This is a genomic window from Mesorhizobium sp. M0862, from assembly GCF_040319795.1.
Lineage (GTDB): Bacteria > Pseudomonadota > Alphaproteobacteria > Rhizobiales > Rhizobiaceae > Mesorhizobium.
In genome coordinates this window covers 139,546-159,971 of sequence record NZ_JAMYOJ010000002.1, presented here as the reverse complement: position 1 = coordinate 159,971, position 20,426 = coordinate 139,546, and the positions used below count along the sequence as shown (strand labels likewise).

Here is a 20,426-nt window from a genome sequence, read left to right as displayed (position 1 = left end):
ACGTTATAGCACTAGCAGAATTGAATAGCTATGCAAGGATGAGCATGCGACCGAAGCGCCTGAAGTTCTACGCCGTCACCCATGACATTTTGGGCGATGTGTTCTGGGAGGTGTTCCGCAACGGCCTGATGGATGCGGCGCAACGCTACGATGTTGATGTCGAGCATTTGCGGCCGGGGAAGTTCTCGCCCGAGATCCAGGCCGGGCTTATCGAAGGGGCGACCTATGCGCTCCCGGACGGCATCATTTCGACCATCCCCGAGGTCGCCGCGGTCGATGCACCGCTGCGCAATGCGATCGCCCGCGGAATCCCGGTCATCGCCATCAACGCCAAGGATCCGAGGCCAAAAGGTGAGCGTATCCCGTATCTGTTCTACATCGGCGGTGACGACACCAATGCCGGCCGGATCGCCGGCGACTACCTGATCAAGGAGACGCCGCCGCGGGCCGGCATGTGCGTCGATCACTATCTCTACGAACATATCTGCCATTCCGATCGCTATCGCGGCTTCGACCAGGCATTCTTTGCGAAAGGATTGCCGGTGGACCGGCTGCGCGTCCCGGGTGGCGACGCCGAGGCCTGTGCGCGGGCGGTCGCCAGCTATCTCATGGAAAACGAAAGCGTTGACGCGGTGGCGACGCTTGGCCCTCCCGGCGCCCAGGCGGTTCTCGACGCGCGCAAGCTTTTGCCGCCACAGCGGAAATGGTCGCACATCACGTTCGACGTTGCCCAACTCCAGATCGATGGCATCAGGTCGGGTGAGATCGTCGCGACGATCGACAGCCAGCAATATCTGCAAGGCTATCTGTCGGTCCAGCAGATGTGGATGCATGTGGAGCAAGGGTTTACCATGGCCGACGACATCTACACGGGCCCGGCTGTCGTCGACGCCCGCAACATCGATGCTGCCGAAGCAGGGGTCCGGCGGGGAACCCGCTGACACATCACGCTGAGTGTTTTGCGCCTTTCAGAGGCTGCAGACCGGCTCGCGCCGGCCGCTGACATCGGTCTTGAAGATGAACAGATTGCCCGCTTCGGTCTGGATTCGTCGTTGGTCATCGTCCAACAGCCGCTTGGCGGTGGTCACGACAAGATGGTCCAACTCTGGCCCGGCAAAGGCGCAGGACGTCACCTGGCTGACCGGCAGGGGAACTTCGCCGACGATCTTGGCCAACTGGTCGTGGACCACCACCCGACCCCCGCCGAACTTGGCATTCCATATCGTCCCGTCCTGGGCGAGGGCCGCTCCGTCGGGAATGGATGGCAGCGCGCGATCGTCGACAAAAACCTGACGCTCCGACAGCGTGCCGTCATCCAAATCGACCTGGAAGCGCCAGATCGCCTTCAGATGGCTGTCGGAAAACAGCAGTTGGTTGTCGGGAAGGAAGACCAGCGAATTGGGGACATGGATCCCCGACAGCACCTGGCGGACAAGGCCGCCGGCAGAGACTCGATACAGCGCGCCTTCCGGCCGGCGCCCCAGCGTCGAGATCGAGCCGATCCAGAAATTGCCCGCATCGTCCGTCTTGCCTTCGTTGAGGCGGTTCGATGGCATGCCGGGTTCGGGATGGAGCAAAAAGCGGTACTGCCCGGTATTGGGGCTGAACCGGAACAGGCCAGTCTGGGCGGCGACGATCAGCTCATCATCGCCCAAAAGTCCGAGACCGCCGCCGAGCGCGGGCAGGGGCCAGGTCCTTATCGCTCCGCTGGCCCAGTCGCGTTCGAACAGGGTGCAGCGGATGATGTCCACCCAGTAAAGACGATTGTGGCGATGGTCCCACAATGGACACTCACCGAGCTCCATCTGCACCGCCGGCACGTCGACCAGTGCCGTCATGCCCACACGCCTTCTGTGTTCTGCCGACACGATCACACCAGGGCCTTCTGCCTTGCCCGGCCGGTTTCGTAGCGTTGTCGCGCAGCTCTGACCCGTTCGAGCTCGGAGACTTCGGCCACACCGACTTCCCACCAGAGGTCCGCGCCCGGTGAGCCGCCACGCTTTTCGGCCTGGGCGATGATGACGCTCGGACCGTCGAGCTTTTTTGCCTTGTCGAGCGCCTCGGCCAGTTCCTGGGGGTTCGAAGCCACAAAAGTCACGCAGCCCATCGAGCGGGCATTGGCCTCATAGTCGACATCGACATAGTCGCCGTCCGGCTGCCTGCCGGCAGCGGTGCGGCGGCGGAACTCGTTGCCAAAATTGTCGGCACCGGTCGAATGCTCTTGCAAGGCGCGAATGCACTGGAAGCCGCCATTCTCGATGACGATGGTTATCATCCTGGCGCCCTCCTGCGCCGCCGTGACGAGCTCAGTCGGCGCCATCAGGTAGGTCCCGTCGCCGATGACAACAAACACATTGCCCTGGTTGTTTCGGGCCAGGGCCACGCCCAGGCCGGCTGGTATTTCGTGTCCCATGCAGGAAAAACCGAACTCTATGAAGCACTCGCTTCCAGCTGAATTGTCCCAGGCTTTCATGATTTCCCCCGGCGAGGTGCCGGCGGCGGCAATGACGACGTCACCCTTGGCGGCGGCTGCATTCACCGATGCAATGATGGTGCCCTGTTTCATGGGCGCACCCTGCTCGTGGGTGATGGAGCCGTGATAGGTCGCCCACCAGCCTGAGATCGCGTCTGCCACTTCGGCGCGATAGGCGTCTGCAGTGGCGTAGTTGCCGAGGGCATCGCCAAGCGCCAGCAGGGCGAGCCTGGCGTCTGCAACCACCGGAGCGGCACCGAGCTTGTAGGCGTCCTGCGCATTGACATTGATCGCCACGAACCGCGTCTCATCGTTGAAATGGGAGCGCGAAGCGGTGGCGAAGTCGGTGAGCCGCGTGCCTATGGCGATGACCACGTCAGCCTTCTCGCCGATCCGGGCAGCAGCGGCGGTGCCGGTCGTGCCGCCGCCGCCGAGCAGCAGGCTGGCATTCTGCGACACGCCCTTACCGGCAAAGGTTTCCATCACAGGGATGCCGAAGCGGTTGCAAAAAGCCACGAGTTCGGTCTGCGCCGCCGAATAACGGACACCCCCGCCGGCAATGATCAGTGGACGCTTTGCGGTAACGATCAATGCGGTAGCGCTTGCAATCTCGTCGTCGTTCGGACGCGTGCGACGGATCTGCCAGCGGCGCTTTTCGAAGAAACGGGCAGGAAAGGGGAAGGCCTCGCCCTGCACGTCCTGCGGCAACGAAATGGTCACCGCACCGGTTTCTGCGGGATCGACCAGCACGCGCATCGCTTCGGGCAATGCGGTCAGGAGCTGCTCCGGCCGCGAGATGCGGTCAAAGAAGCGAGATAGCGGCCGAAACGAATCATTCACCGACAGGTCGGCTTCGATCGGATGCTCAAGCTGCTGCAGCACATTGCCTGGCCGCCGATGGGCGAAGATATCGGAGGGCAGCAGCAGCACCGGAACGCGGTTGATCGTCGCCGTCGCCGCACCGGTCAGCATGTTGGTCGAGCCAGGGCCGATGGAGGCCGTGCAGGCCAAGGTGGCGCGCCTGTTCTTGGCCTTGGCGAAACCCATGGCGGCATGCACCATCGATTGCTCATTCTTGGCCTGGTAGAAGGGTAGACCTTCGCCGTATTCGTCGAGCGCCTCACCCATGCCGGCGACATTGCCGTGGCCGAAGATGCCGAACATGCCGCCAATCAGCCGTTCCTCCACGTCGTCGTAAACGGAGAACTGCGATTTCAGGTAGAGCACCACCGCCTGTGCTGCGGTGAGCGATCTGGCGTTCGTCATCTTCCGATTCCTCATATTGACTAGCTATGCAATTTAGGCTTCATACTCCACCCAAGCGTCGAGTTCAACTAGGGCAGGGGAGCCTCCCGAACGAAATCGGCCCGAGACCAAATGGCGGCAAAACGTGGAATTGAACCCTATGCAAGGCGACGGGCTGAAGCGTTTCGAAGGCAAGATTGTCCTGGTAACGGGTGCCTCTACCGGCATTGGCCTCGCCACCATAAGGCGCATCCACGGCGAGGGGGGCAAAGTTGCGGCCGCTCATCGGCGAAGCAACAAGGACATCGACCTCGACGACGCCTACTCGGTACGGCTCGATGTCACATCCGCCGACGAGTGGGAGCAGGCCATGCGTTCCGTCGTCGACCAGTTTGGACGGCTCGACGTTCTGGTGAACAATGCTGGGGCCCGGGCGAGCGGCGGGGTCGAAGAAACCGACCTCGATCTCTGGAACGAGATGCTGCGCACCAACCTGACCAGCGTCTTCCTTGGTTGTCGCGCTGCGGTGCCGCATCTTCGTGCCGCCGGTGGCGGAGCGATCGTCAACGTCGGCTCGATCACCGGCATTCGTGGCACCGAGAATATGGTGGCCTACAGCGCCTCCAAGAGCGGCATCACCACGCTTACCGCGTCGCTCGCGCTCGATCTCGCCAAAGACAGGATTCGCGTCAATGCATGCTGCCCGGCGGCAATCGGCACGCGCATGGTGTCGAACTGGCTCGAGGCCGCGCCAGATCCAGACGCGGCGACCGATGCGGTCGTTGCCAAGCATCCCATCGGGCGCATCGGGCGCCCGGAAGAGGTGGCAAGCGTCATCGCCTTTCTGGCCAGCGATGACGCCAGTTTCATGACCGGCCTGTCCATACCGGTCGATGGCGGCCGGTCGATCAGATAGGAGCATACGGATTGGGAGAGCATCACGTGCAAAGTTTGAGGTTCGGTATCGTCGGTTCGGGCTATATGGCCAAGACCCACAGCCTGTCACTGCGCAATATCGAAGGGTTCCTGTGGCCGAAGATGCCGCGCATCGAGATGGTTCGGCTTGCCGACATCGATCTGAGCCTGGCCGAAGACAGCGCCCGGCGCTGGGGATGGCGCGAGGCGACCACCGACTGGAAGGCCGTGACGCGCGGCGACGACATCGATGTCGTCGTCATTATCACGCCCAATGACAGCCACGAGGAGATTGCGCTCGACGCCTTTGCCAACGGCAAGCACGTCTTCTGCGAGAAGCCGTTGGCCAACACTGCGGCTGCCGCGCGCCGCATGGCCGAGGCTGCCGAATGCTCCGGCAAGGTCAACATCGTCAACTTCGTCTATCGCTGCTGGCCTGCCGTGCAGTTCGCTCGCAAGCTGATCGACGACGGCGAATTGGGTGAACTGCGTCACTTCGAAGGGCATTTCTTCCAGGATTACGCAAATGATTCCGGCCTGCCTCATGCCTGGCGTTTCGACAAGGAAAGGGCCGGCGCTGGCGCGGGCGGCGATCTTGGATCGCATATCAGCGACATCGCCGTTTTCCTGTTCGGGCCGATCGGCCGCGTCGCAGCCAACACCCGCACCTATTTTCCCGAACGTGCGACGGCCACCGGTCCGACAACCGTAACCGTCGACGACATGACGACGACGCTTGTGGAATTCCGCTCCGGAGCGACCGGCTCGGTCCATTCCTCATGGGCGGCCACCGGCCACAAAAGCGATCTCGCCTTCACGATCATCGGCTCGAAGGGATCGCTTTCGTTCAGCTGGGAGCGCAGCAACGAAATCCATCTCTACACAGAAGCGGAACGCAAAGATCGCAGCGGTTTCCGCCGTATCATGATCGGAGGCATCCATCCGGAAGCGGAGCCGTTCTGGTATGCGCAGGGGCAAGGTCTGGGCTATGGCGAAGCCTTCGTGATCACGGCCCGGCGCCTCATCGAGGCGATCCAGAAGAACGACACTTCAGCTTCGCCCAATTTTGCTGAAGCAGCTCATATAAACGCCGTTATAGAAGCGACTGTCAAAGCTGCCGCAACACGGAGTTGGCAGGACGTCGTAGGCTGATCGCCAGTGTCGCCGGCGGCGTGTTTTGCGCGGCGATCTGCAGGCGAGTGGACGGAGTTCAACCGAGCCTTACAGCAAGGCCCGACCTCATCGACTCCTCTGCAGCCTGGGCGATCTCAAGCGCTTTCAGGCCGTCGGCCGCACCTGGTGACAAGGCGCCTCCCTCTTCGAGGCGGCTGACAAAGTAGTCGAGCTCTCGCCGGTAGGCTTCGGCATATCGTTCAAGAAAGAAGGGCTGCGGCTTGTCGGATAAGCCGCCGCCGGCGTTCCAGGCGACGACGGGGGTCGGCAGCACGTTGCCGAGCTGGAGCATGCCGCCCGCTCCATGAACTTCCGCGCGCTGATCGTAGCCATAGGCAGATCGCCAGGAATTGTTGATCGAAACGAGTGTTCCCGACGGCATGGTCAGGGTCACCATGACGGTGTCGACATGTCCGGCTGCCACGATCCGCGGGTCAGTGCGCGCCGCACCAACGGCATAGACACTATCCGGCTCCTCGCCGGTCAGCCAGCGCGCCATATCAATGTCGTGGATGGTGGTCTCGCGAAGCATGCCGCCTGACGCCACGACATACTCGATCGGCGGCGGGCCGGGATCGCGGCTGGTGAGCAGCACCAGTTCCGGGGCTCCTGCCTCGCCCTGTCGCAGCCGCGAGGCAAGCGACGCAAACCCTGGATCGAAGCGACGGTTGAAGGCCAGCAGGAATGGGATGCCTGAAGCCTCAACGGCGGCGGCAAGGGATCGAACCGTGCCGAGGTCGCGTGCCAGCGGCTTCTCGCAGAAGACGGCCTTGCCGCAGCCAAGTGCCCGCTCAATCAGTTCGGGGTGCGTGGAAGCTGCGCTGGCAATGACGACGGCGTCTATGGCCGGATCGTCGAAGACATCGGCTGTCGTGCGCACACGAGACCGGGAGGCGCGCGCCAGAACCTGCGCGGCTGCTTCATCCGGATCGCAGATCCCGGCAAGTGCTGCACGGGGGTGGGCAACAATGTTTGCCGCGTGGATGGTGCCCATGCGCCCGGCGCCAAACAGCGCCAGCTGCAACTGCCGCTGTTTAGACATTCGTCCTCCTTCCCGGCCGCGTCCTACTTGATGATGCCAATTTTCTCGCGATCGATCGTTATGGCGACGGCAATCACGATAACCACGCCGAAGACGATGTTCTGGTAGGCGGGATTGAGCCCGACGATGACCGTTCCGATGCGCACCAGACCGGCGATCAGCCCACCGATCAGGGCGCAGGCGATGCCCCCGATGCCTCCCGAAATGGCAGTACCGCCGACCACCACCCCGACGATCGCCGGAAGGAGGTAGTTGTTCGCCATTGCAGGCGAGCTGTATCCGGTCTGCCCGAGCAGGAGCAGGCCGGCGACAGAAGCGCAGATCGCCGAGATGGCGAAGGCCACCACCTTGACGCGCAGGGTCCTGACACCCGACAGGAGGGCCGCCCTTTCTGAAGCGCCGACTGCAAAGATCTCGCGGCCAAGGCGGGTAAACCGGAACAGGGCGCCGAGGATGGCGGCCGAGACGAGAACAACGATCACGCCGTTCGGCAGTCCGGCGGTTCGGCTGCCGAAGAAGGAGATGATGGCCGATGGCTGCGACAGGGGGGCCGCAGTGGCATTCGAAATGAAATGGGTGATGCCGTAGAGCATACCCAGAGATCCGAAGCTTACGACAAACGACGGAATCTGGGCCCGGTGGTGGACAAAGCCCTGTAGCGCGCCAATGAGGCCGGCAAGCGCGATTACAGCGAAGAATGCGAGTTCCCCAAGGGCCGGATTGAGGATGACGAAGGCAACTGCCGCAAAGGAGGCCATGGTTGCCACGCTGAGGTCGATACCACCAAGCAGGATGACGACGGCACTGCCCATCACCAGCATGAGCAGCGGCGCGGCGTCTGTTGATAGTCCTGCAAGGGCCCGCAACGACAGGAGTTTGGGCTGGACACACGCGATGGCCGAAAACAGCGCGACAAGCGCGATCGCGGGAACGGCGATCGACCTGAGCTTACGGGCAATTTCAATACGCCTGATGGATGCCGTCTGTTCGCCAGCCTGGCCAGCGCGCGTTTCTGGACTGTCGCCACTCATACCATTGCCTCGACAATTTCTTCGGGTCTGGGCTTGTGCAGGCAAAGGTCTTCAAATCTGGCCGACACTTCGCCGTCACGCATGACGATCACGGTGTCTGCCATGCCCAGCGTCTCCTCGAGCGTCTCCGAGACGAAGATTATCGCCAGCCCCTGGCGTGCAAGCCCTCTCATGACTGCGAAGAGATCGGCCTTGGCGCCAGGATCAAGCCCCCGCGTCGGATGGTCGAGGATGAGGACCTGCAGCCGCTCCGACATCAGCCATTTGGCGAGAGAAATCTTCTGCTGGTTGCCCCCGCTCAAGCGCTCGACATATTCTACAGGCGAGGGCGTCTTGACCTTGAGCCTGTTGATCCAGGAGAGCGCCTGCGCCGTTTCCTTTTTCCGGTTGACCAGACCGCCCCGTCCCATCTGCGGGCCGAAGGTGAGGACGATGTTTTCCAGGACAGTGCGTCCAACTAGGACACCCTCAAGCTTGCGCTCGGCAGGGACGTAGCCAATGCCGGCGCGAATTGCTGCATCGGGCATGGCGGATGAACCCAGTTCGTCGCCTGCGACCCTGACGCTGCCACTCACTGCGTCCTCGGCGCCGAAAATGGCACGGCAGAAGGGTTCGGCGCCCGAGCCTGCCACGCCGGTGACGGCCACGATCTCGCCTGGCCGGACCGAAAGCGACACGTCGCGAAACCTGCCGGGTGCGGTGAGGCCGCTGACCACCAAGCGCGGTTCAATCGCCTCTACCGGCCCGCGACCGCTTTCCTGATAGTAGTCGTCGGAGCGTCGCGAGCCGACCATCAGATGATAAAGTTCCTCGTGGCTCGTGGTGGCTTGCGTTCTTTCCGCGACATTCTCGCCATTGACCATGACATGCACGCGGTCGGAGATCTTCAGCACCTCGTCCATCCGGTGCGACACAAAAACCACCGAAGCGCGCGTCCGCAGGCGCCTGATCTGGCGAAACAGATCGTCGACCTCCGATGGGCTGAGCAGTGACGTTGGTTCGTCAAACAGGATGACAAGTGGCTGGTCCACCAGTTCCTCGATTGCCAGCACCTTGGCGAACTCGACCATCTGCCGGTCCGGAAAACTCAGCGCGTCGACCTTGATGTCTGGGGGAATATCGCACTCAAGCTTTGCGAGCTGGCGGGCGGCTTCCCGGTTGAGACCTTTCCAGTTGTAGATGCCGAAGCGGCGGTGCGGCGACGGCTTGTCGAAAAAGATGTTCTCGGCAACCGTGAGATTGGGGATTAGCGACTGCTCCTGGTGAACCAGCCCTATTCCCATGCTCGCCGCGGCCAGTGGCGAGCGGACCACGGTGTCAACGCCACGCAGGCGGATTGTCCCGGTGGTCGGCTGCTCCATCCCAGAAAGGATCTTCAGAAGCGTCGACTTGCCGGACCCGTTCTGGCCAATGAGACCAAGAACCTCGTTCTGGCGCAGCTCGACGCTGACATCGTGCAAGGCACGCACGCCCGGATAGGTCTTGCCAATGCCTGTCGCAGCGAGAACCGGGGTCATTTCACGATCCTCAGCCGCCCACGCAGGCTCCAGTTGCCCACGACCAAGGCTGCGATGATGGTGAGGCCCTCGGCGACATGGCGCAAATAGGGGTCGACGCCTAGCTGGATCATGCCGTTGCGCAGGACCTCGAGAATGAACACGCCGATGATCGACTGGAGCACGCCGCCGGTGCCGCCACTGAGAAGCGTCCCGCCAATCACGGCGGCACTGACAGCCGGGAACAGGAAACCCTCGCCGGCCGCGGGATTGCCGACGGCGAGCTGCGCAGAGATCATGACGCCGCCAACGCCAGACACGAGCCCCATAAGCACAAAGGCCAGGATTTTGTGAAAGCGGACATGCTGTCCTGACTGCCTCGTGGCCTTCTCGTCGCGGCCGATGGCGTAGGACATGCGCCCGAACTGGGTATAGGTCTGCAGAAGCCATCCAAGTGCAGCAACCGCGAGCGCCAGGAAAACCAGGGCAGAGACGCCAAGGCTCTTGTCCAGCGCCAGGCGCGTCAGCCGCTCATCAAGAATTTGTGGCTGCCTGCCCGGAAAGAGCAGGGTGGCGATACCCAACCCGACAAACCAGGTTGCGAGCGTGACGATCAGGGACGGCAATCGCAGGACTGTGTAGACAAGGCCATTGACCAGGCCAAAAGCCGATCCGAGACCGGCGCCTGCCAGGATGGCCCACCAGCCCAGATCGAAACCCGTCACCGAATTGGCAATAAGCAGCGAGACCAGCATGCTCGATGCTGCCATGACGCCTTCGATCGACAGATCGATTGAACCCTGGACCAGGATGAAGGAAAGGCCGACGACGAGAACAACCGGGATCGCACTCGATTCAAGAACGACCTTCAAATTGCCAGCCGTCAGAAACTGCGCGCTTGTCAGTGAAAAGACCAGCACCAGAACTGCAAGCGTGGCGACCGGACCAAGTTCCCTGAGCGGAAGCCGCCACCTTGATGCAACCCTTGCCTGGCCCGCAGGTCTCCCCGCATTCGTGTGCGGGGAGGCTTCGATGGACGCATTTTGCGTAAGTGTCATGACCGACCAGTTTCCAGTCTACTTGTTGGCACCGGCGGGGATCTGGCCGACCGAGGCGGCCCAGAAATTGGCCTTCACCTTGTCGTAGCTATAGGCAGCCGGATCGTTTTTCTTGGTGAGGATCGCGTCGACATTGTCCTTGTTGACCAGGGTCTGCGACAGGTAGAAGTCACGTTGCTCATTGCCCAGTTTGGAAAGGTCGATGTCGCCGGTAATTGCCCCGACCGCCAGCGCCGTGGCCGTGGCACCCTGGACAAAGCCGTCGATGTACATCGTCGACAGCATCTCACCGGTCTTGATCAGATGCATGGCATCACTGGAGCCATCCGATCCGGTGACCGGAATTTTTCCCGCGAGGCCCTGCTCGCGCAGGGCCGCTACAGCGCCCAACGCCATACCGTCATTCTCGGCAAAAATGCCGTTCAGGCCTTTGCCATATTTGGTCAGCCATGCCCGCGTAATGTCCTGGCCCTGGGTCTGGTCCCAGTTGCCAACCTGAACGTCAACCAGCTTCATGCCGGGGCACTCAGCCACTGCTTTTTTCAGGCCGGCGAGGCGTTGCTTCGCCGGCGGATTGTCGGGAATTCCCTCCAGGGCGACGATGTTGCCATCACCCTTGAGCGCCTTGCACAGTTCCATGCCGTTGCGGTAACCGGAATCCACGCCGTCAAACGATATGTTGGCAACCCAGGCATCGGGGGCCGTATCCCAGGGGTGAATCTCGTCGGGCCGGTTCCACAGATTGACGATCTTGGCGCCGGCTTCACCGGCACGCTCCACGATTGCCTTTGTAAAGGCATTGGATGCCGGGTCGACAGCAATCGCGCAGCCTTCGCAGCCTGTGGCGAACACGGCCCCGAACTGCTCCAGCAGTTTTTGCCCGTTGAAGTCGCTGACAATGACGTTGACGTCCTTGCCCTTCGATCCTGCGACCGCCTTTGCACCCTCGATGAAAGCCGCCCAGTACTCGCTCGACGCGCTCCCGACGCCCACATAGACGTTGGCGAGATCACTAGCGGAGGAGGGCGTTGCCGCGAGCGACAGAACCCCAAGTCCGACGGCAAGCTTTCTCCTGAAATTCTTTAGCATGGCTTCCTCCCTAGTTTTGAAAACCACCCGCCATGGACGGGCTGCCGTCACCAAACGCCAAATTGCATAGCAATGCAACTGGAATCTTGCATTGCTATGCAGCATGTGATTATGCTGATCCACCGCAGCCGCGAAACGGCAACACAAATGCACAGCCAGGGGATATCCAGATGCTCGTCAAGCTTTCCAACGCGCCCGTATCCTGGGGGGTCGACTATGCCGACGATCCCAAAAATCCGGCATGGCCGCATGTGATGGATGAGATCAGCGCTGCCGGTTACGGCTACACCGAGCTAGGGCCTTACGGGTATTATCCGACGGATCCTGCGGTTCTGAGGCCCGAGTTCGAACGCCGTAGCCTCACAGTGATAGCGGGGTTCGTCTTTCAGGATCTGCACAGTCCGGAGAAGGCTGAATTCGTGCTCGACGTTGCGGACCGCACCGTGCGCCTGCTTGCTGCTGCCGGCGGAAAGTATCTTGTCACGATCGATCATATCTCACCGGAACGGATGAACACTGCAGGGCGGCGTGACCTCGCAGAGCCGATCGGTGCGCAGCGCCTCAACCATCTTGTCGGGTTGATCGACCGGATCGCCGACCTGGCGCTCGCCCATGGCGTCATGCCTGTCATTCATCAGCATGCCGGCTGCTACATCGAATTCGAGGACGAATTCGAGACCATCCTGGACAAACTGGACCCTGGCCGGGTCGGCATCTGCATCGATACGGGCCACATGGCCTACGCCGGCATCGATCCTGTTGCCTTCTACCGACGGCATCAGCATCGCGTACGCTACTTCCACTTCAAGGATATCGATCCCGCCGTCCACAAGCGCGTGCTGGCAGAGCGCATACCGTTTCTCACTGCTGTCGAGCAGAAGGTCTTTTGCCCGCTGGGCAAGGGCGTTGTCGACTGGGCCGCACTGGCGAAGGCCTTGCGGGATACCGGATATGACGGGGCCGCTACCGTTGAACAGGACATTGATCCAACGATTTCACTCAATCCGGCGGAGGATGCGCGGGCCAGTCTCGCCTATCTCCGCTCGGTCGGCTTCTAAGCGAGGTGCTGCAATGATCCGTGTCCTGAAAGAAGGCCGTTCATCGGTCCAGAAGGCCAACGACCATACCTCCGTCAAGACGGCGGTGGAAGCTGTACTGGCCGCGGTTGAGCAGCGCGGCGACGAAGCCGTGCGCCACTATTCAGAAACATTCGACAAATGGACGCCTGACAGTTTCCGCCTGTCACAGGCCGAGATCGATGAATGCATCGCCGCTGTGGCTCCCCGGGACCTCGAGGACATCCGGTTCGCACAGGCGCAGATCCGGCGTTTCGCCGAGATCCAGAAGGATGCACTTCGGGACGTCGAGGTGGAGACGCTGCCTGGCGTGGTGCTTGGGCACAAGAATATTCCGATGAATTCCGTCGGCTGCTATGTGCCGGGTGGCAAGTACCCGCTGGTGGCGTCGGCGCATATGAGTGTCGTCACCGCCAAGGTCGCCGGAGTGAAACGCGTCATTGCGATGACGCCACCCTTCCACGGCAAGCCGGCGCCGGCGGTGATCGCGGCAATGGCGATGGCCGGTGCCGATGAGATCTACGTTCTTGGCGGCATCCAGGCGATCGCTGCGATGGCGATCGGCACCGCCACGATCGCGCCGGTCGACTTCCTCGTCGGGCCAGGCAACGCCTATGTCGCCGAGGCCAAACGTCAGTTGTTCGGCCGTGTCGGCATCGACTTGCTGGCCGGGCCGACCGAAACCCTGGTGATCGCCGACGCGACGGTCGATGCCGAGCTCTGCGCCACGGACCTCCTGGGTCAAGCCGAGCACGGTCCCAACTCGCCGGCGATCCTTTTGACCAACTCCGAACGGCTGGCCCGAGACACCGTCATCGAGGTAGAGCGGCTCCTCGAAATCCTCCCAACCGCGACGATCGCCCGCCAGGCCTGGACCGACTACGGCCAGGTCATCGTCTGCGACACCGATGAGGAGATGCTGGCGGAGGCCGATCGCATCGCTTCCGAGCATGTCCAGGTGATGACCCGCGATCCCGAGTACTTCCTTGCCGGGATGACCAACTACGGTGCGCTCTTCCTTGGGCCGCGCACCAACGTTGCCTACGGCGACAAGGTCATCGGCACCAACCACACTTTGCCGACGCTCGGCAACGCCCGGTTTACCGGCGGCCTGTGGGTTGGCAAGTTCATGAAGACCTGCACCTACCAGCGCATCCTCACCGACGAAGCCTCAGCAATGATCGGCTCATACTGCTCGCGCCTTTGCGTGCTGGAGGGGTTCCTGGGCCATGCCGAGCAGGCCAACATCCGCGTGCGGCGCTATGGCGGCCGGAACGTGCCTTACGCCGAGGCGGCCGAGTGAGCGCAGCGCAAGAGCCTGGCCTCGCATTGCCGGTGACACCGTCCTTTCGCCTCGACGGCCGGCGCGCCCTGGTGACTGGCGCCGGCCGTGGACTGGGCGTGGCGATAGCGGCAGCACTTGCAGACGCGGGTGCGCAGGTGCAGCTGATCGCGCGCACGGCTAGCGACGTGGAAGCGGTGGCTGCCGCGATCGAAGCGCGTGGCGGCCGCGCGGGCGCGGCCCTTGTCGACGTGACCGACCTCGATCAGGTCCGCGCGGCGCTGGGCGCAATGCCTGCCTTCGATATTCTGGTTAACAATGCCGGCACCAACCGGCCAAAGCCGATGACCGAGGTGACACCGGCGGATTTCGCGGCGATTTTCGACCTCAACGTGCGCGCTGCCTTTTTCGTCAGCCAGGCAGTCGTCGACGGCATGATCGCAGACGGTCGCGGCGGTTCGATTATCAACATTTCCTCGCAGATGGGCCTTGTTGGAGCGCCTAACCGCACCCTTTACTGCGCTTCAAAGCACGCGCTCGAAGGGCTTACCAAAGCCATGGCGGTGGAACTCGCGGCGCGTGGCATCCGGGTCAACACGATTGCCCCCACTTTCGTCGAAACGCCGATGACGCGGCCCTATCTCGAGGACCCGGCATTCTCGCGGGACGTGCTGTCCAAGATCAAGCTTGGCCGCCTCGGACGGGTCGAGGACATCATGGGAGCGGTAGTGTACCTTGCTTCCGATGCGTCGGCCCTGGTGACCGGGACCGCGCTGGTTGTCGATGGCGGCTGGACCGCCGATTGAGATGCTTGCTCTGGTCTATGAAATCGGCGGATCGAACACCCGCGCAGCACTCGTCAACACGCTCACGCTTGAGGTGCTGTTCGAGGCGCGCTCGCCAACACCCAATTTTCACAGTCACGGCAAGGCGGGGATCGATGGACTGCTTGAGGCTCTGGCCGCGACCATCCGAGACCTTGCGCAAAGTGCTCGATCACACGGGCAAGCAAACCTGGTCGCGATCGGTTATCCCGGCCCAATCTCGCCAGAAGGGATAGCCTTGTCGTCGCCGACTTTGCTCGGCGCCTCGCTCGACCGCCATCTCGATATCGCCGACCTTGTGCATCGAGCGACTGGACTGCGCCGTGTGGTGGCAATGAACGATGTGACTGCCTGCGGCTTCCGCTATGTTGCGGACGGAGAAACCGACTTCGCGCTCATCAATGTCGGTTCGGGCGTCGGCAACAAGCTTTTCGTTCGCGGAAATCCGGTGATCGGTCCCGGTGGGCGCGGCGGTGAGTTCGGCCATTTCACCGTCGACATGCGGCCCGATGCATCGCTTTGCGAATGCGGCGGGCGCGGCCACCTGGCCGGCATATCATCTGGACGTGGCGTCGAACGTGCGGTCCGCCAGGCGGCCAGGCAAGATCCACCAGGATTTCGCGGCAGCGCGCTGGGCGAGGACGACAGCGACCTCCGCCTCATCGACACGCCGGCGATCGTGGCCGCCTTTCGCGGCGGTGATGAATGGACCATCCATCACGTCGCAACGGCCACCCGGCCTCTGGCTCACGCCATGGCCGGATTGCACACGGCGACCGGAACCGAATCCTTCATCCTGGTCGGCGGTTTCGCTCTCGCGCTCGGTCCCGCCTGGCGTGATCTTCTGGCTGTGCAATGTGCGGCAGCGTGTTGGAATCTCGGTCAGGATTGGCAACGCATGGTTCGGCTTGGCGAGCCGGGAGATCGCGATGGCCTCATTGGTCTCGCTTTCGCCGCCGGCCGCGATGTGGCTTAGAGCAGAAGCGCCCGCAGCTGCTCCACATCCTGGAACAGGATCGCGTCGAAGCCCGCCGCCTCGGCTCGAAGGGCGGATGCCGGATCGTCCTCGATCATCAACGGCCGCTCGGCGAAAGGGCCGGCGAGGCGATAGGCATGCCGGAACAGCGCGCCGTCGCGCTTGTCCTGCCGCACCTCGAACGATCGGAATTTCAGGCGGGGCAGGGCGGTCCAGGGATACAGGCGCTCGAGCGCGTCGACACGATCCTTCACGGTCTCGGCAATGATGCCGAGTTCATGCCCGCGCTCAGTCAGGTCCGACAGCAGCGCTTCCATGCCTTGGTGGGGCAAGAAACTGGCGATCCAACGGTCGCGGAAAGCGCCGGTTGCAAGACCTGTGATGGCGCGGACATCGTTTTCGACCACGCGCCAGAAATCGGCCGGTTCGATCTCGCCGCGCCGCAGCGCCCAGGACAGGGGGCTACTGACGATCGCTTCCAGGGCGGCATGCTGGCCGCGCCCCTCCCTCTCAAGGCTCCCGATGAAACGTGCAGTGCCATTCTCGAACAGCACGCCACTGGCGTCGAAGAAGATCGCTCTCATCGATGGCCTTGGAGCAATTCGTAGCTGTGCGAATAGATCTCGATGACGGTTCCGAAAGGGTCGCGGCAGTAGCACATTTTGTAGTTCGGATCGCCGCCGCGTTCGTCCCAGACTCCTGACAATAGCGCGCCACCCGATGCGACGATCCTGTCAGCAAGTTCCTCGACATCGGGATGGGTGACACAGATATGGAAAACCCCGCTCTTCCAAAACTCGACTGCATCGTCCCGACGCTCGAAAGGCGGCTCGATCGAATGGAAGAACTCGATGCCGATGCCATTGATTGAACTCAGATGTGCCTGGCGCATCCTTCCAAAGCGCGAACCGAGCACGTTTTGCGCCTGGCGGTCGTTGCTCACCTCGACCGGGCCTGAAATCAGCCGCATTCCCAGAATGTCGCAATACCAGGCGATTGCCGCATCGATGTCGGCGACCCCGATGCCGACGTGGTTGAAGGCGACCGCGAACGCGGGTCTGTCGTTCATTTCCGTGCTCCCGTAAAAATCGACAGCACCATATTGCATAGCTAGTCAATTTTGGCTAGCGTCCATCCATGAGGCGCGCCGTTGCCGCCGGGAGGGATGCCATGTCAGGCTTGGCCGAAGCGAATGTCGTCGTCGCCGACAGGGCGCCGGTGATCGCGCTCTCGGCGATCGCCAAGAGTTTCGGCGGCAAGGTTGTGCTCGAGAATGTGTCCTTCGCCGTCCGTCCAGGCGAGTGCTTGATGCTGGTCGGCGAAAACGGAGCCGGCAAGTCGACGCTGAAGAACATTATGTGCGGCCTGCTGCAGCCGGATGCAGGATCGATCACGATTGACGGCCGCGCTCTGACCATAGGTGGACAGCGGCAGGCGCAGGAATTGGGTATTGCTACCATCCATCAGGAATTGAGCCTGTTCCCGAACCTGTCGGTGGCCGAGAACATTCACCTCGGCCAGGTATCGGGACCCGCCGCCAGGATACCTTGGAAAGCCTGGCGTGAGCGCGCCTTGCGCATCCTGCGCGACCAGCTCGAAAGCGATATCGAGCCGAACGCAACCGTCGAGGACCTCAGCATCGGTCAGCGCCAGCTCGTTGAGATCGCCAAGGCGCTCGTGCTCGACGCTCGCATCGTCATCCTGGACGAGCCGACAACCTGCCTTACTCTTCCCGAGCGCAACCGGCTGATTGCGCTTGTCCGCCGGCTTCTCGCCGATGGCATAGCGGTCATTTACATCACCCATTTCATGGACGAGGTCTATGCGCTGGCCCATCATATTGCGGTCCTGCGCGACGGCCGGCTGGTTGGCGAGGGCAAGCCTTCCGAAATCCCCCGTTCGGAACTTGGCAGGCTGATGGCGGGGCGCGAAGTCGCGGAGTCTATCGGTACCTTGCCGCCTGCGCCCGTCTCCGGCCCAGCCCGACTGCGGGTGGTCAACCTCGCCGACGGCGGGCTGGTTCGCGATGTCGGCTTCAGCGTGCGTCCGGGCGAGATCGTCGGTCTGGCCGGTTTGGTGGGCAGCGGCAGAAGCGAAGTGGCAGAACTGCTCGTCGGCCTTCACGAGGCGTCGTCAGGACAGATTTTCCTCGACGACGTGGCGGTCCGCCCCGCCGGTCCCCGCGATGCCCTTGGCCTTGGCATCGCACTCATCTCGGAGGATCGCCGCAAGGACCAGGCATTTCTGGAGCGACCGGTGCTTGAGAACATGACGGCGCCATTTCTGAAGCGCATGATCGGCTCAATCGGTCTGCTCAGCAGCAAGGCCGAAGCCGCAATGGCAGCGAAGCTATCGAAATCCTACCGCATCAGCCATCCCGGCAACCACAGCCCGATGTCTTCGCTGTCGGGCGGAAACCAGCAGAAGGTCATCATCGGCCGCTGGCTGCAGACCAATCCGCGATTGTGCATCCTCGACGAGCCGACCAAAGGCATAGACATCGGCGCGCGCGAGCTCATCCATCGCCTGATCGCAAATCTGGCCGGCAAGGGCATGGCGATCTTGCTCATTTCCTCGGACCTGCCGGAACTGATGGCGTTGTCCCACCGTCTCGTCATCCTCCACAAGGGGCGCACGGTCGGTGAGGCCGATCCGAGCACGATATCGCCGAGCGAACTGATCCAGATGGCCTCGTCAGGGTCGACAGCCGGGAGTGCTACCCAATGATCGCGGCGCCGCGCCGAATGTTCGCGCATACTGAGCCGCGTGGCGCAGCACTGCTCGGCGTCCTTGTGGTTCTGGTTGTTGCCTTCGGCATCCTCTCCGACCGATTCCTCGACTACGACAACATGGCCAATCTCCTGCTCCAGTCGAGCATTACCGGGATCGCCGCGATCGGGCTCTCCTTCGTCATCATGACTGCCGGCATCGATCTCTCGGCAGGCTCTTCGATGAACCTCGCGCTGGTGCTGGCGATCTCGATCGCTGGCACGGCCGGCACCATGGAACTGGGTCGTCTATCCCGTCGCGCTGATCGCCGGCACGGCACTTGGTTGCCTCAATGCTTTGGCCATCATCGTCCTCAGGCTCAGTCCGCTCATCGTCACGCTGGCGACGCTAAGCTTGTACCGCGGGATTGCACTTCACCTGACGGGCGGGCGGGAGATGCTTGTCTTCGGCTCGATCCGGGAATTCGGGCGAGGGATGGTCGCGATCGGCATCGGCTATCCGGTCGTGGCGATGTTTGCACTGGCCGCGCTGGCGACGGTTCTGCTGCGCCATGTCAGCATCGGCCGCTTCGTCCTGGCCGTCGGGGGATCCGAACGCTCGGCCCGCGAGAATGGCATTCCCACGCATCGTGTCTTGTTCTTCGCCTATGGTTTTGCCGGCTTTGCGGCAGCGGTTGCCGGCCTGGTGCTTGTCGGCCGCGTCGGCGCCGTCAATCCGGATCTCGGCTGGCAGTTCGAGTTCACTGTCATCACTGCCGTTGTCCTGGGGGGAACCAGTCTGCTTGGCGGCAAGGGATCGATCCGTGGCGCCATCGTCGCCGCCGTGGTGCTCAGCACCATCAGCAATGGGCTGAATCTAATCGGTGCAGACCCATTCATTTATGACGTTGTCAGAGGCTGTGTCCTGTTGTTTGCGGTCGTGCTTGACGCCGCCGCACAGCTTCGCACCCCCGCAATCCGAACGGTCTGACGATCACACATGGAATTCATCGTGCGCGCACATGAATGCATAGCAATGCAACCGGAGGAGTATAAAATGATAATGAAGTCTGGAATTTTCGCTTTGTCGTCGCTCGCAATCGCCATTTGCGCCGGGGCCAGCCAGGCCGCGGCACAGGAGCCAATCGTCATCGGCGTTTCTTTCGACAAGATGGAATCGTTTCGCGAAGGCGAGTTGAACGCGATCAAAGCGGCAGCGGCCGCCAAGGGCGCAAAGATTGTCTTCCAGAACGCTCAGGAGGACGCGCAACGCCAGGCATCGCAGATCGAAAGCATGATCGCGCAGGGGGCAAAGGCCATTATCGCCATTCCGTGGGACATCGAAGCGGCGGTGAACGACGCCAACAATGCCCGAAGTGCGGGGGTGGCTTATGTGACGCTCGATCAGGCGCCGGCCGATCTGAAGGCGGTCGATTTCCATGTTGGTGGTGACCCATGTGCAGATGGCACCGCGGCCGGCGAATTCTTTGCCAAGGCAGCGGGCGAGAAGCCCTACAAACTGCTCGAACTGCAAGGCGGCTTGTCGAACGACAACGGCATTCGACGCTCGAAGTGCCTGGATGAGGTTCTGGCCAAACATAGCAATATTGTGATCGTCGCGCAGGTGCCCACCGACTGGAAGCCCGAGAAGGCACTGACTGGGACCGAGAACGCGTTGCAGGCGCACCCCGATCTCAACGCCATCTATTCACCGTGGAACATCGGCCTTCAGGGCGTCTTCTCCGTGCTCGAAAAGGCCGGGAAGCTGAAGAAGGTCGGCGAAAAGGGCCATATCGACATCGTTTCCATCGACGGCGCCCCAACAGGTTGCCAGGCCGTCCGCGACGGCTTGATCGACATGGACCTGGCCACTCCGGTGGGCGACATGGCGGCAGCCGCCGTGGATGCGGCGATTGCTGTCGCCTCCGGGGGCAAGCCGGCCGCGCCAACGGCCTTCCTGCCTGGAACGCCCTATACTCCGGCGGACGTGGCGACCCAGGCCCCGAAGGTCTGGGGCTGCGTGGCTGGCTGAGCGGAT

20 protein-coding genes are annotated in these 20,426 nt (G+C 62.3%); 10 read left to right on the top strand and 10 right to left on the bottom strand.

Annotated features, from left to right (window positions below):
• The first annotated feature begins 44 nt into the window (after positions 1–44).
• A complete protein-coding gene (locus NKI15_RS03390; RefSeq protein WP_352885767.1) occupies positions 45–941 on the top strand; it encodes a sugar ABC transporter substrate-binding protein in 897 nt (298 codons plus the stop codon).
• A gap of 27 nt (positions 942–968) precedes the next feature.
• Here NKI15_RS03390 and NKI15_RS03385 read toward each other — a convergent pair whose 3' ends face one another.
• Together NKI15_RS03385 and iolD are read right to left on the bottom strand one after the other, a co-directional pair.
• A complete protein-coding gene (locus NKI15_RS03385) occupies positions 969–1,838 on the bottom strand; it encodes an SMP-30/gluconolactonase/LRE family protein (RefSeq protein ID WP_352885766.1) in 870 nt (289 codons plus the stop codon).
• A 32-nt stretch (positions 1,839–1,870) separates the two neighbouring features.
• Positions 1,871–3,739, bottom strand: coding sequence for a 3D-(3,5/4)-trihydroxycyclohexane-1,2-dione acylhydrolase (decyclizing) (gene iolD, locus NKI15_RS03380; RefSeq protein WP_352885765.1), 1,869 nt, complete (start codon positions 3,737–3,739; stop codon positions 1,871–1,873).
• 124 nt (positions 3,740–3,863) lie between these two features.
• On the opposite strand from iolD, the gene NKI15_RS03375 reads away from it, so the two are divergent.
• Together NKI15_RS03375 and NKI15_RS03370 are read left to right on the top strand one after the other, a co-directional pair.
• Positions 3,864–4,634: an SDR family NAD(P)-dependent oxidoreductase gene (locus NKI15_RS03375; protein WP_352574111.1), complete on the top strand. Its 771-nt coding sequence runs from the start codon at positions 3,864–3,866 to the stop codon at positions 4,632–4,634.
• Positions 4,635–4,660: 26 nt separating this feature from the next.
• On the top strand, positions 4,661–5,785 hold the full coding sequence (locus NKI15_RS03370) for a Gfo/Idh/MocA family protein (protein WP_352885764.1): 1,125 nt from the start codon (positions 4,661–4,663) through the stop codon (positions 5,783–5,785).
• A 58-nt stretch (positions 5,786–5,843) separates the two neighbouring features.
• Here the strand turns inward: NKI15_RS03370 and iolG are convergent, their stop codons facing one another.
• From iolG to NKI15_RS03345, 5 genes are all read right to left on the bottom strand, one after another.
• Positions 5,844–6,848: an inositol 2-dehydrogenase gene (iolG, locus tag NKI15_RS03365; protein ID WP_352885763.1), complete on the bottom strand. Its 1,005-nt coding sequence runs from the start codon at positions 6,846–6,848 to the stop codon at positions 5,844–5,846.
• A 23-nt stretch (positions 6,849–6,871) separates the two neighbouring features.
• On the bottom strand, positions 6,872–7,879 hold the full coding sequence (locus NKI15_RS03360; protein WP_352885762.1) for an ABC transporter permease: 1,008 nt from the start codon (positions 7,877–7,879) through the stop codon (positions 6,872–6,874).
• On the bottom strand, positions 7,876–9,396 hold the full coding sequence (locus tag NKI15_RS03355) for a sugar ABC transporter ATP-binding protein (RefSeq protein WP_352885761.1): 1,521 nt from the start codon (positions 9,394–9,396) through the stop codon (positions 7,876–7,878). The genes NKI15_RS03360 and NKI15_RS03355 overlap by 4 nt, the downstream gene beginning before the upstream one ends.
• Positions 9,393–10,295 carry an ABC transporter permease gene (locus NKI15_RS03350; protein WP_352885760.1) on the bottom strand — a complete coding sequence of 301 codons (903 nt, stop codon included), beginning with the start codon at positions 10,293–10,295 and terminating at the stop codon, positions 9,393–9,395. Before NKI15_RS03350 ends, NKI15_RS03355 begins: the two co-directional genes overlap by 4 nt.
• Before the next feature lie 156 nt (positions 10,296–10,451).
• Complete coding sequence (locus NKI15_RS03345) at positions 10,452–11,573, bottom strand: sugar ABC transporter substrate-binding protein (RefSeq protein ID WP_352885801.1); 1,122 nt, start codon at positions 11,571–11,573, stop codon at positions 10,452–10,454.
• On the opposite strand from NKI15_RS03345, the gene NKI15_RS03340 reads away from it, so the two are divergent.
• Genes NKI15_RS03340 through NKI15_RS03325 form a run of 4 tightly spaced genes read left to right on the top strand, consistent with a single transcriptional unit; the run spans position 11,555 to position 15,680 of the window.
• Positions 11,555–12,580 (top strand): TIM barrel protein, encoded by a 1,026-nt coding sequence (locus tag NKI15_RS03340; RefSeq protein WP_352885759.1) that lies wholly within the window; start codon positions 11,555–11,557, stop codon positions 12,578–12,580. The genes NKI15_RS03345 and NKI15_RS03340 overlap by 19 nt on opposite strands.
• 13 nt (positions 12,581–12,593) lie before the next feature.
• On the top strand, positions 12,594–13,901 hold the full coding sequence (hisD, locus tag NKI15_RS03335) for a histidinol dehydrogenase (protein WP_352885758.1): 1,308 nt from the start codon (positions 12,594–12,596) through the stop codon (positions 13,899–13,901).
• A complete protein-coding gene (locus NKI15_RS03330; RefSeq protein ID WP_352885757.1) occupies positions 13,898–14,686 on the top strand; it encodes an SDR family NAD(P)-dependent oxidoreductase in 789 nt (262 codons plus the stop codon). The genes hisD and NKI15_RS03330 overlap by 4 nt, the downstream gene beginning before the upstream one ends.
• Before the next feature lies 1 nt (position 14,687).
• Complete coding sequence (locus NKI15_RS03325) at positions 14,688–15,680, top strand: ROK family protein (RefSeq protein ID WP_352885756.1); 993 nt, start codon at positions 14,688–14,690, stop codon at positions 15,678–15,680.
• Here the strand turns inward: NKI15_RS03325 and NKI15_RS03320 are convergent.
• Together NKI15_RS03320 and NKI15_RS03315 are read right to left on the bottom strand one after the other, a co-directional pair.
• Positions 15,677–16,234 carry an HAD family hydrolase gene (locus NKI15_RS03320; protein WP_352885755.1) on the bottom strand — a complete coding sequence of 186 codons (558 nt, stop codon included), beginning with the start codon at positions 16,232–16,234 and terminating at the stop codon, positions 15,677–15,679. The genes NKI15_RS03325 and NKI15_RS03320 overlap by 4 nt on opposite strands.
• Before the next feature lie 26 nt (positions 16,235–16,260).
• Entirely contained in the window at positions 16,261–16,749 is a 489-nt protein-coding gene (locus NKI15_RS03315) for a VOC family protein (protein ID WP_352885754.1), read from the bottom strand.
• Positions 16,750–16,850: 101 nt separating this feature from the next.
• On the opposite strand from NKI15_RS03315, the gene NKI15_RS03310 reads away from it, so the two are divergent.
• The gene (locus NKI15_RS03310) at positions 16,851–18,407 is read left to right on the top strand and encodes a sugar ABC transporter ATP-binding protein (protein WP_352885753.1); all 1,557 of its coding nucleotides are present in this window, start codon (positions 16,851–16,853) and stop codon (positions 18,405–18,407) included.
• Between the two features lie 112 nt (positions 18,408–18,519).
• On the opposite strand, the gene NKI15_RS03305 is transcribed toward NKI15_RS03310, so the two are convergent.
• Complete coding sequence (locus NKI15_RS03305) at positions 18,520–18,684, bottom strand: hypothetical protein (protein ID WP_352885752.1); 165 nt, start codon at positions 18,682–18,684, stop codon at positions 18,520–18,522.
• On the opposite strand from NKI15_RS03305, the gene NKI15_RS03300 reads away from it, so the two are divergent.
• Together NKI15_RS03300 and NKI15_RS03295 are read left to right on the top strand one after the other, a co-directional pair.
• The gene (locus NKI15_RS03300; RefSeq protein WP_352885800.1) at positions 18,666–19,379 is read left to right on the top strand and encodes an ABC transporter permease; all 714 of its coding nucleotides are present in this window, start codon (positions 18,666–18,668) and stop codon (positions 19,377–19,379) included. The two genes, NKI15_RS03305 and NKI15_RS03300, sit on opposite strands and share 19 nt — an antisense overlap.
• Positions 19,380–19,388: 9 nt before the next feature.
• Positions 19,389–20,420 carry a sugar ABC transporter substrate-binding protein gene (locus NKI15_RS03295; RefSeq protein WP_352885751.1) on the top strand — a complete coding sequence of 344 codons (1,032 nt, stop codon included), beginning with the start codon at positions 19,389–19,391 and terminating at the stop codon, positions 20,418–20,420.
• Positions 20,421–20,426: the final 6 nt, after the last annotated feature.

Coding starts and splice junctions, on each gene's coding strand:
- NKI15_RS03310 (WP_352885753.1), top strand. CDS start 16,851: ATGTCAGGCTTGGCCGAAGCGAATGTCGTCGTCGCCGACAGGGCGCCG.
- iolD (WP_352885765.1), bottom strand. CDS start 3,739: ATGACGAACGCCAGATCGCTCACCGCAGCACAGGCGGTGGTGCTCTAC.
- NKI15_RS03315 (WP_352885754.1), bottom strand. CDS start 16,749: ATGAACGACAGACCCGCGTTCGCGGTCGCCTTCAACCACGTCGGCATC.
- NKI15_RS03355 (WP_352885761.1), bottom strand. CDS start 9,396: ATGACCCCGGTTCTCGCTGCGACAGGCATTGGCAAGACCTATCCGGGC.
- iolG (WP_352885763.1), bottom strand. CDS start 6,848: ATGTCTAAACAGCGGCAGTTGCAGCTGGCGCTGTTTGGCGCCGGGCGC.
- NKI15_RS03325 (WP_352885756.1), top strand. CDS start 14,688: ATGCTTGCTCTGGTCTATGAAATCGGCGGATCGAACACCCGCGCAGCA.
- NKI15_RS03390 (WP_352885767.1), top strand. CDS start 45: ATGCGACCGAAGCGCCTGAAGTTCTACGCCGTCACCCATGACATTTTG.
- NKI15_RS03305 (WP_352885752.1), bottom strand. CDS start 18,684: ATGGTGCCGGCCGTGCCAGCGATCGAGATCGCCAGCACCAGCGCGAGG.
- NKI15_RS03385 (WP_352885766.1), bottom strand. CDS start 1,838: ATGACGGCACTGGTCGACGTGCCGGCGGTGCAGATGGAGCTCGGTGAG.
- NKI15_RS03340 (WP_352885759.1), top strand. CDS start 11,555: ATGGACGGGCTGCCGTCACCAAACGCCAAATTGCATAGCAATGCAACT.
- NKI15_RS03360 (WP_352885762.1), bottom strand. CDS start 7,879: ATGAGTGGCGACAGTCCAGAAACGCGCGCTGGCCAGGCTGGCGAACAG.
- NKI15_RS03295 (WP_352885751.1), top strand. CDS start 19,389: ATGGAATTCATCGTGCGCGCACATGAATGCATAGCAATGCAACCGGAG.
- hisD (WP_352885758.1), top strand. CDS start 12,594: ATGATCCGTGTCCTGAAAGAAGGCCGTTCATCGGTCCAGAAGGCCAAC.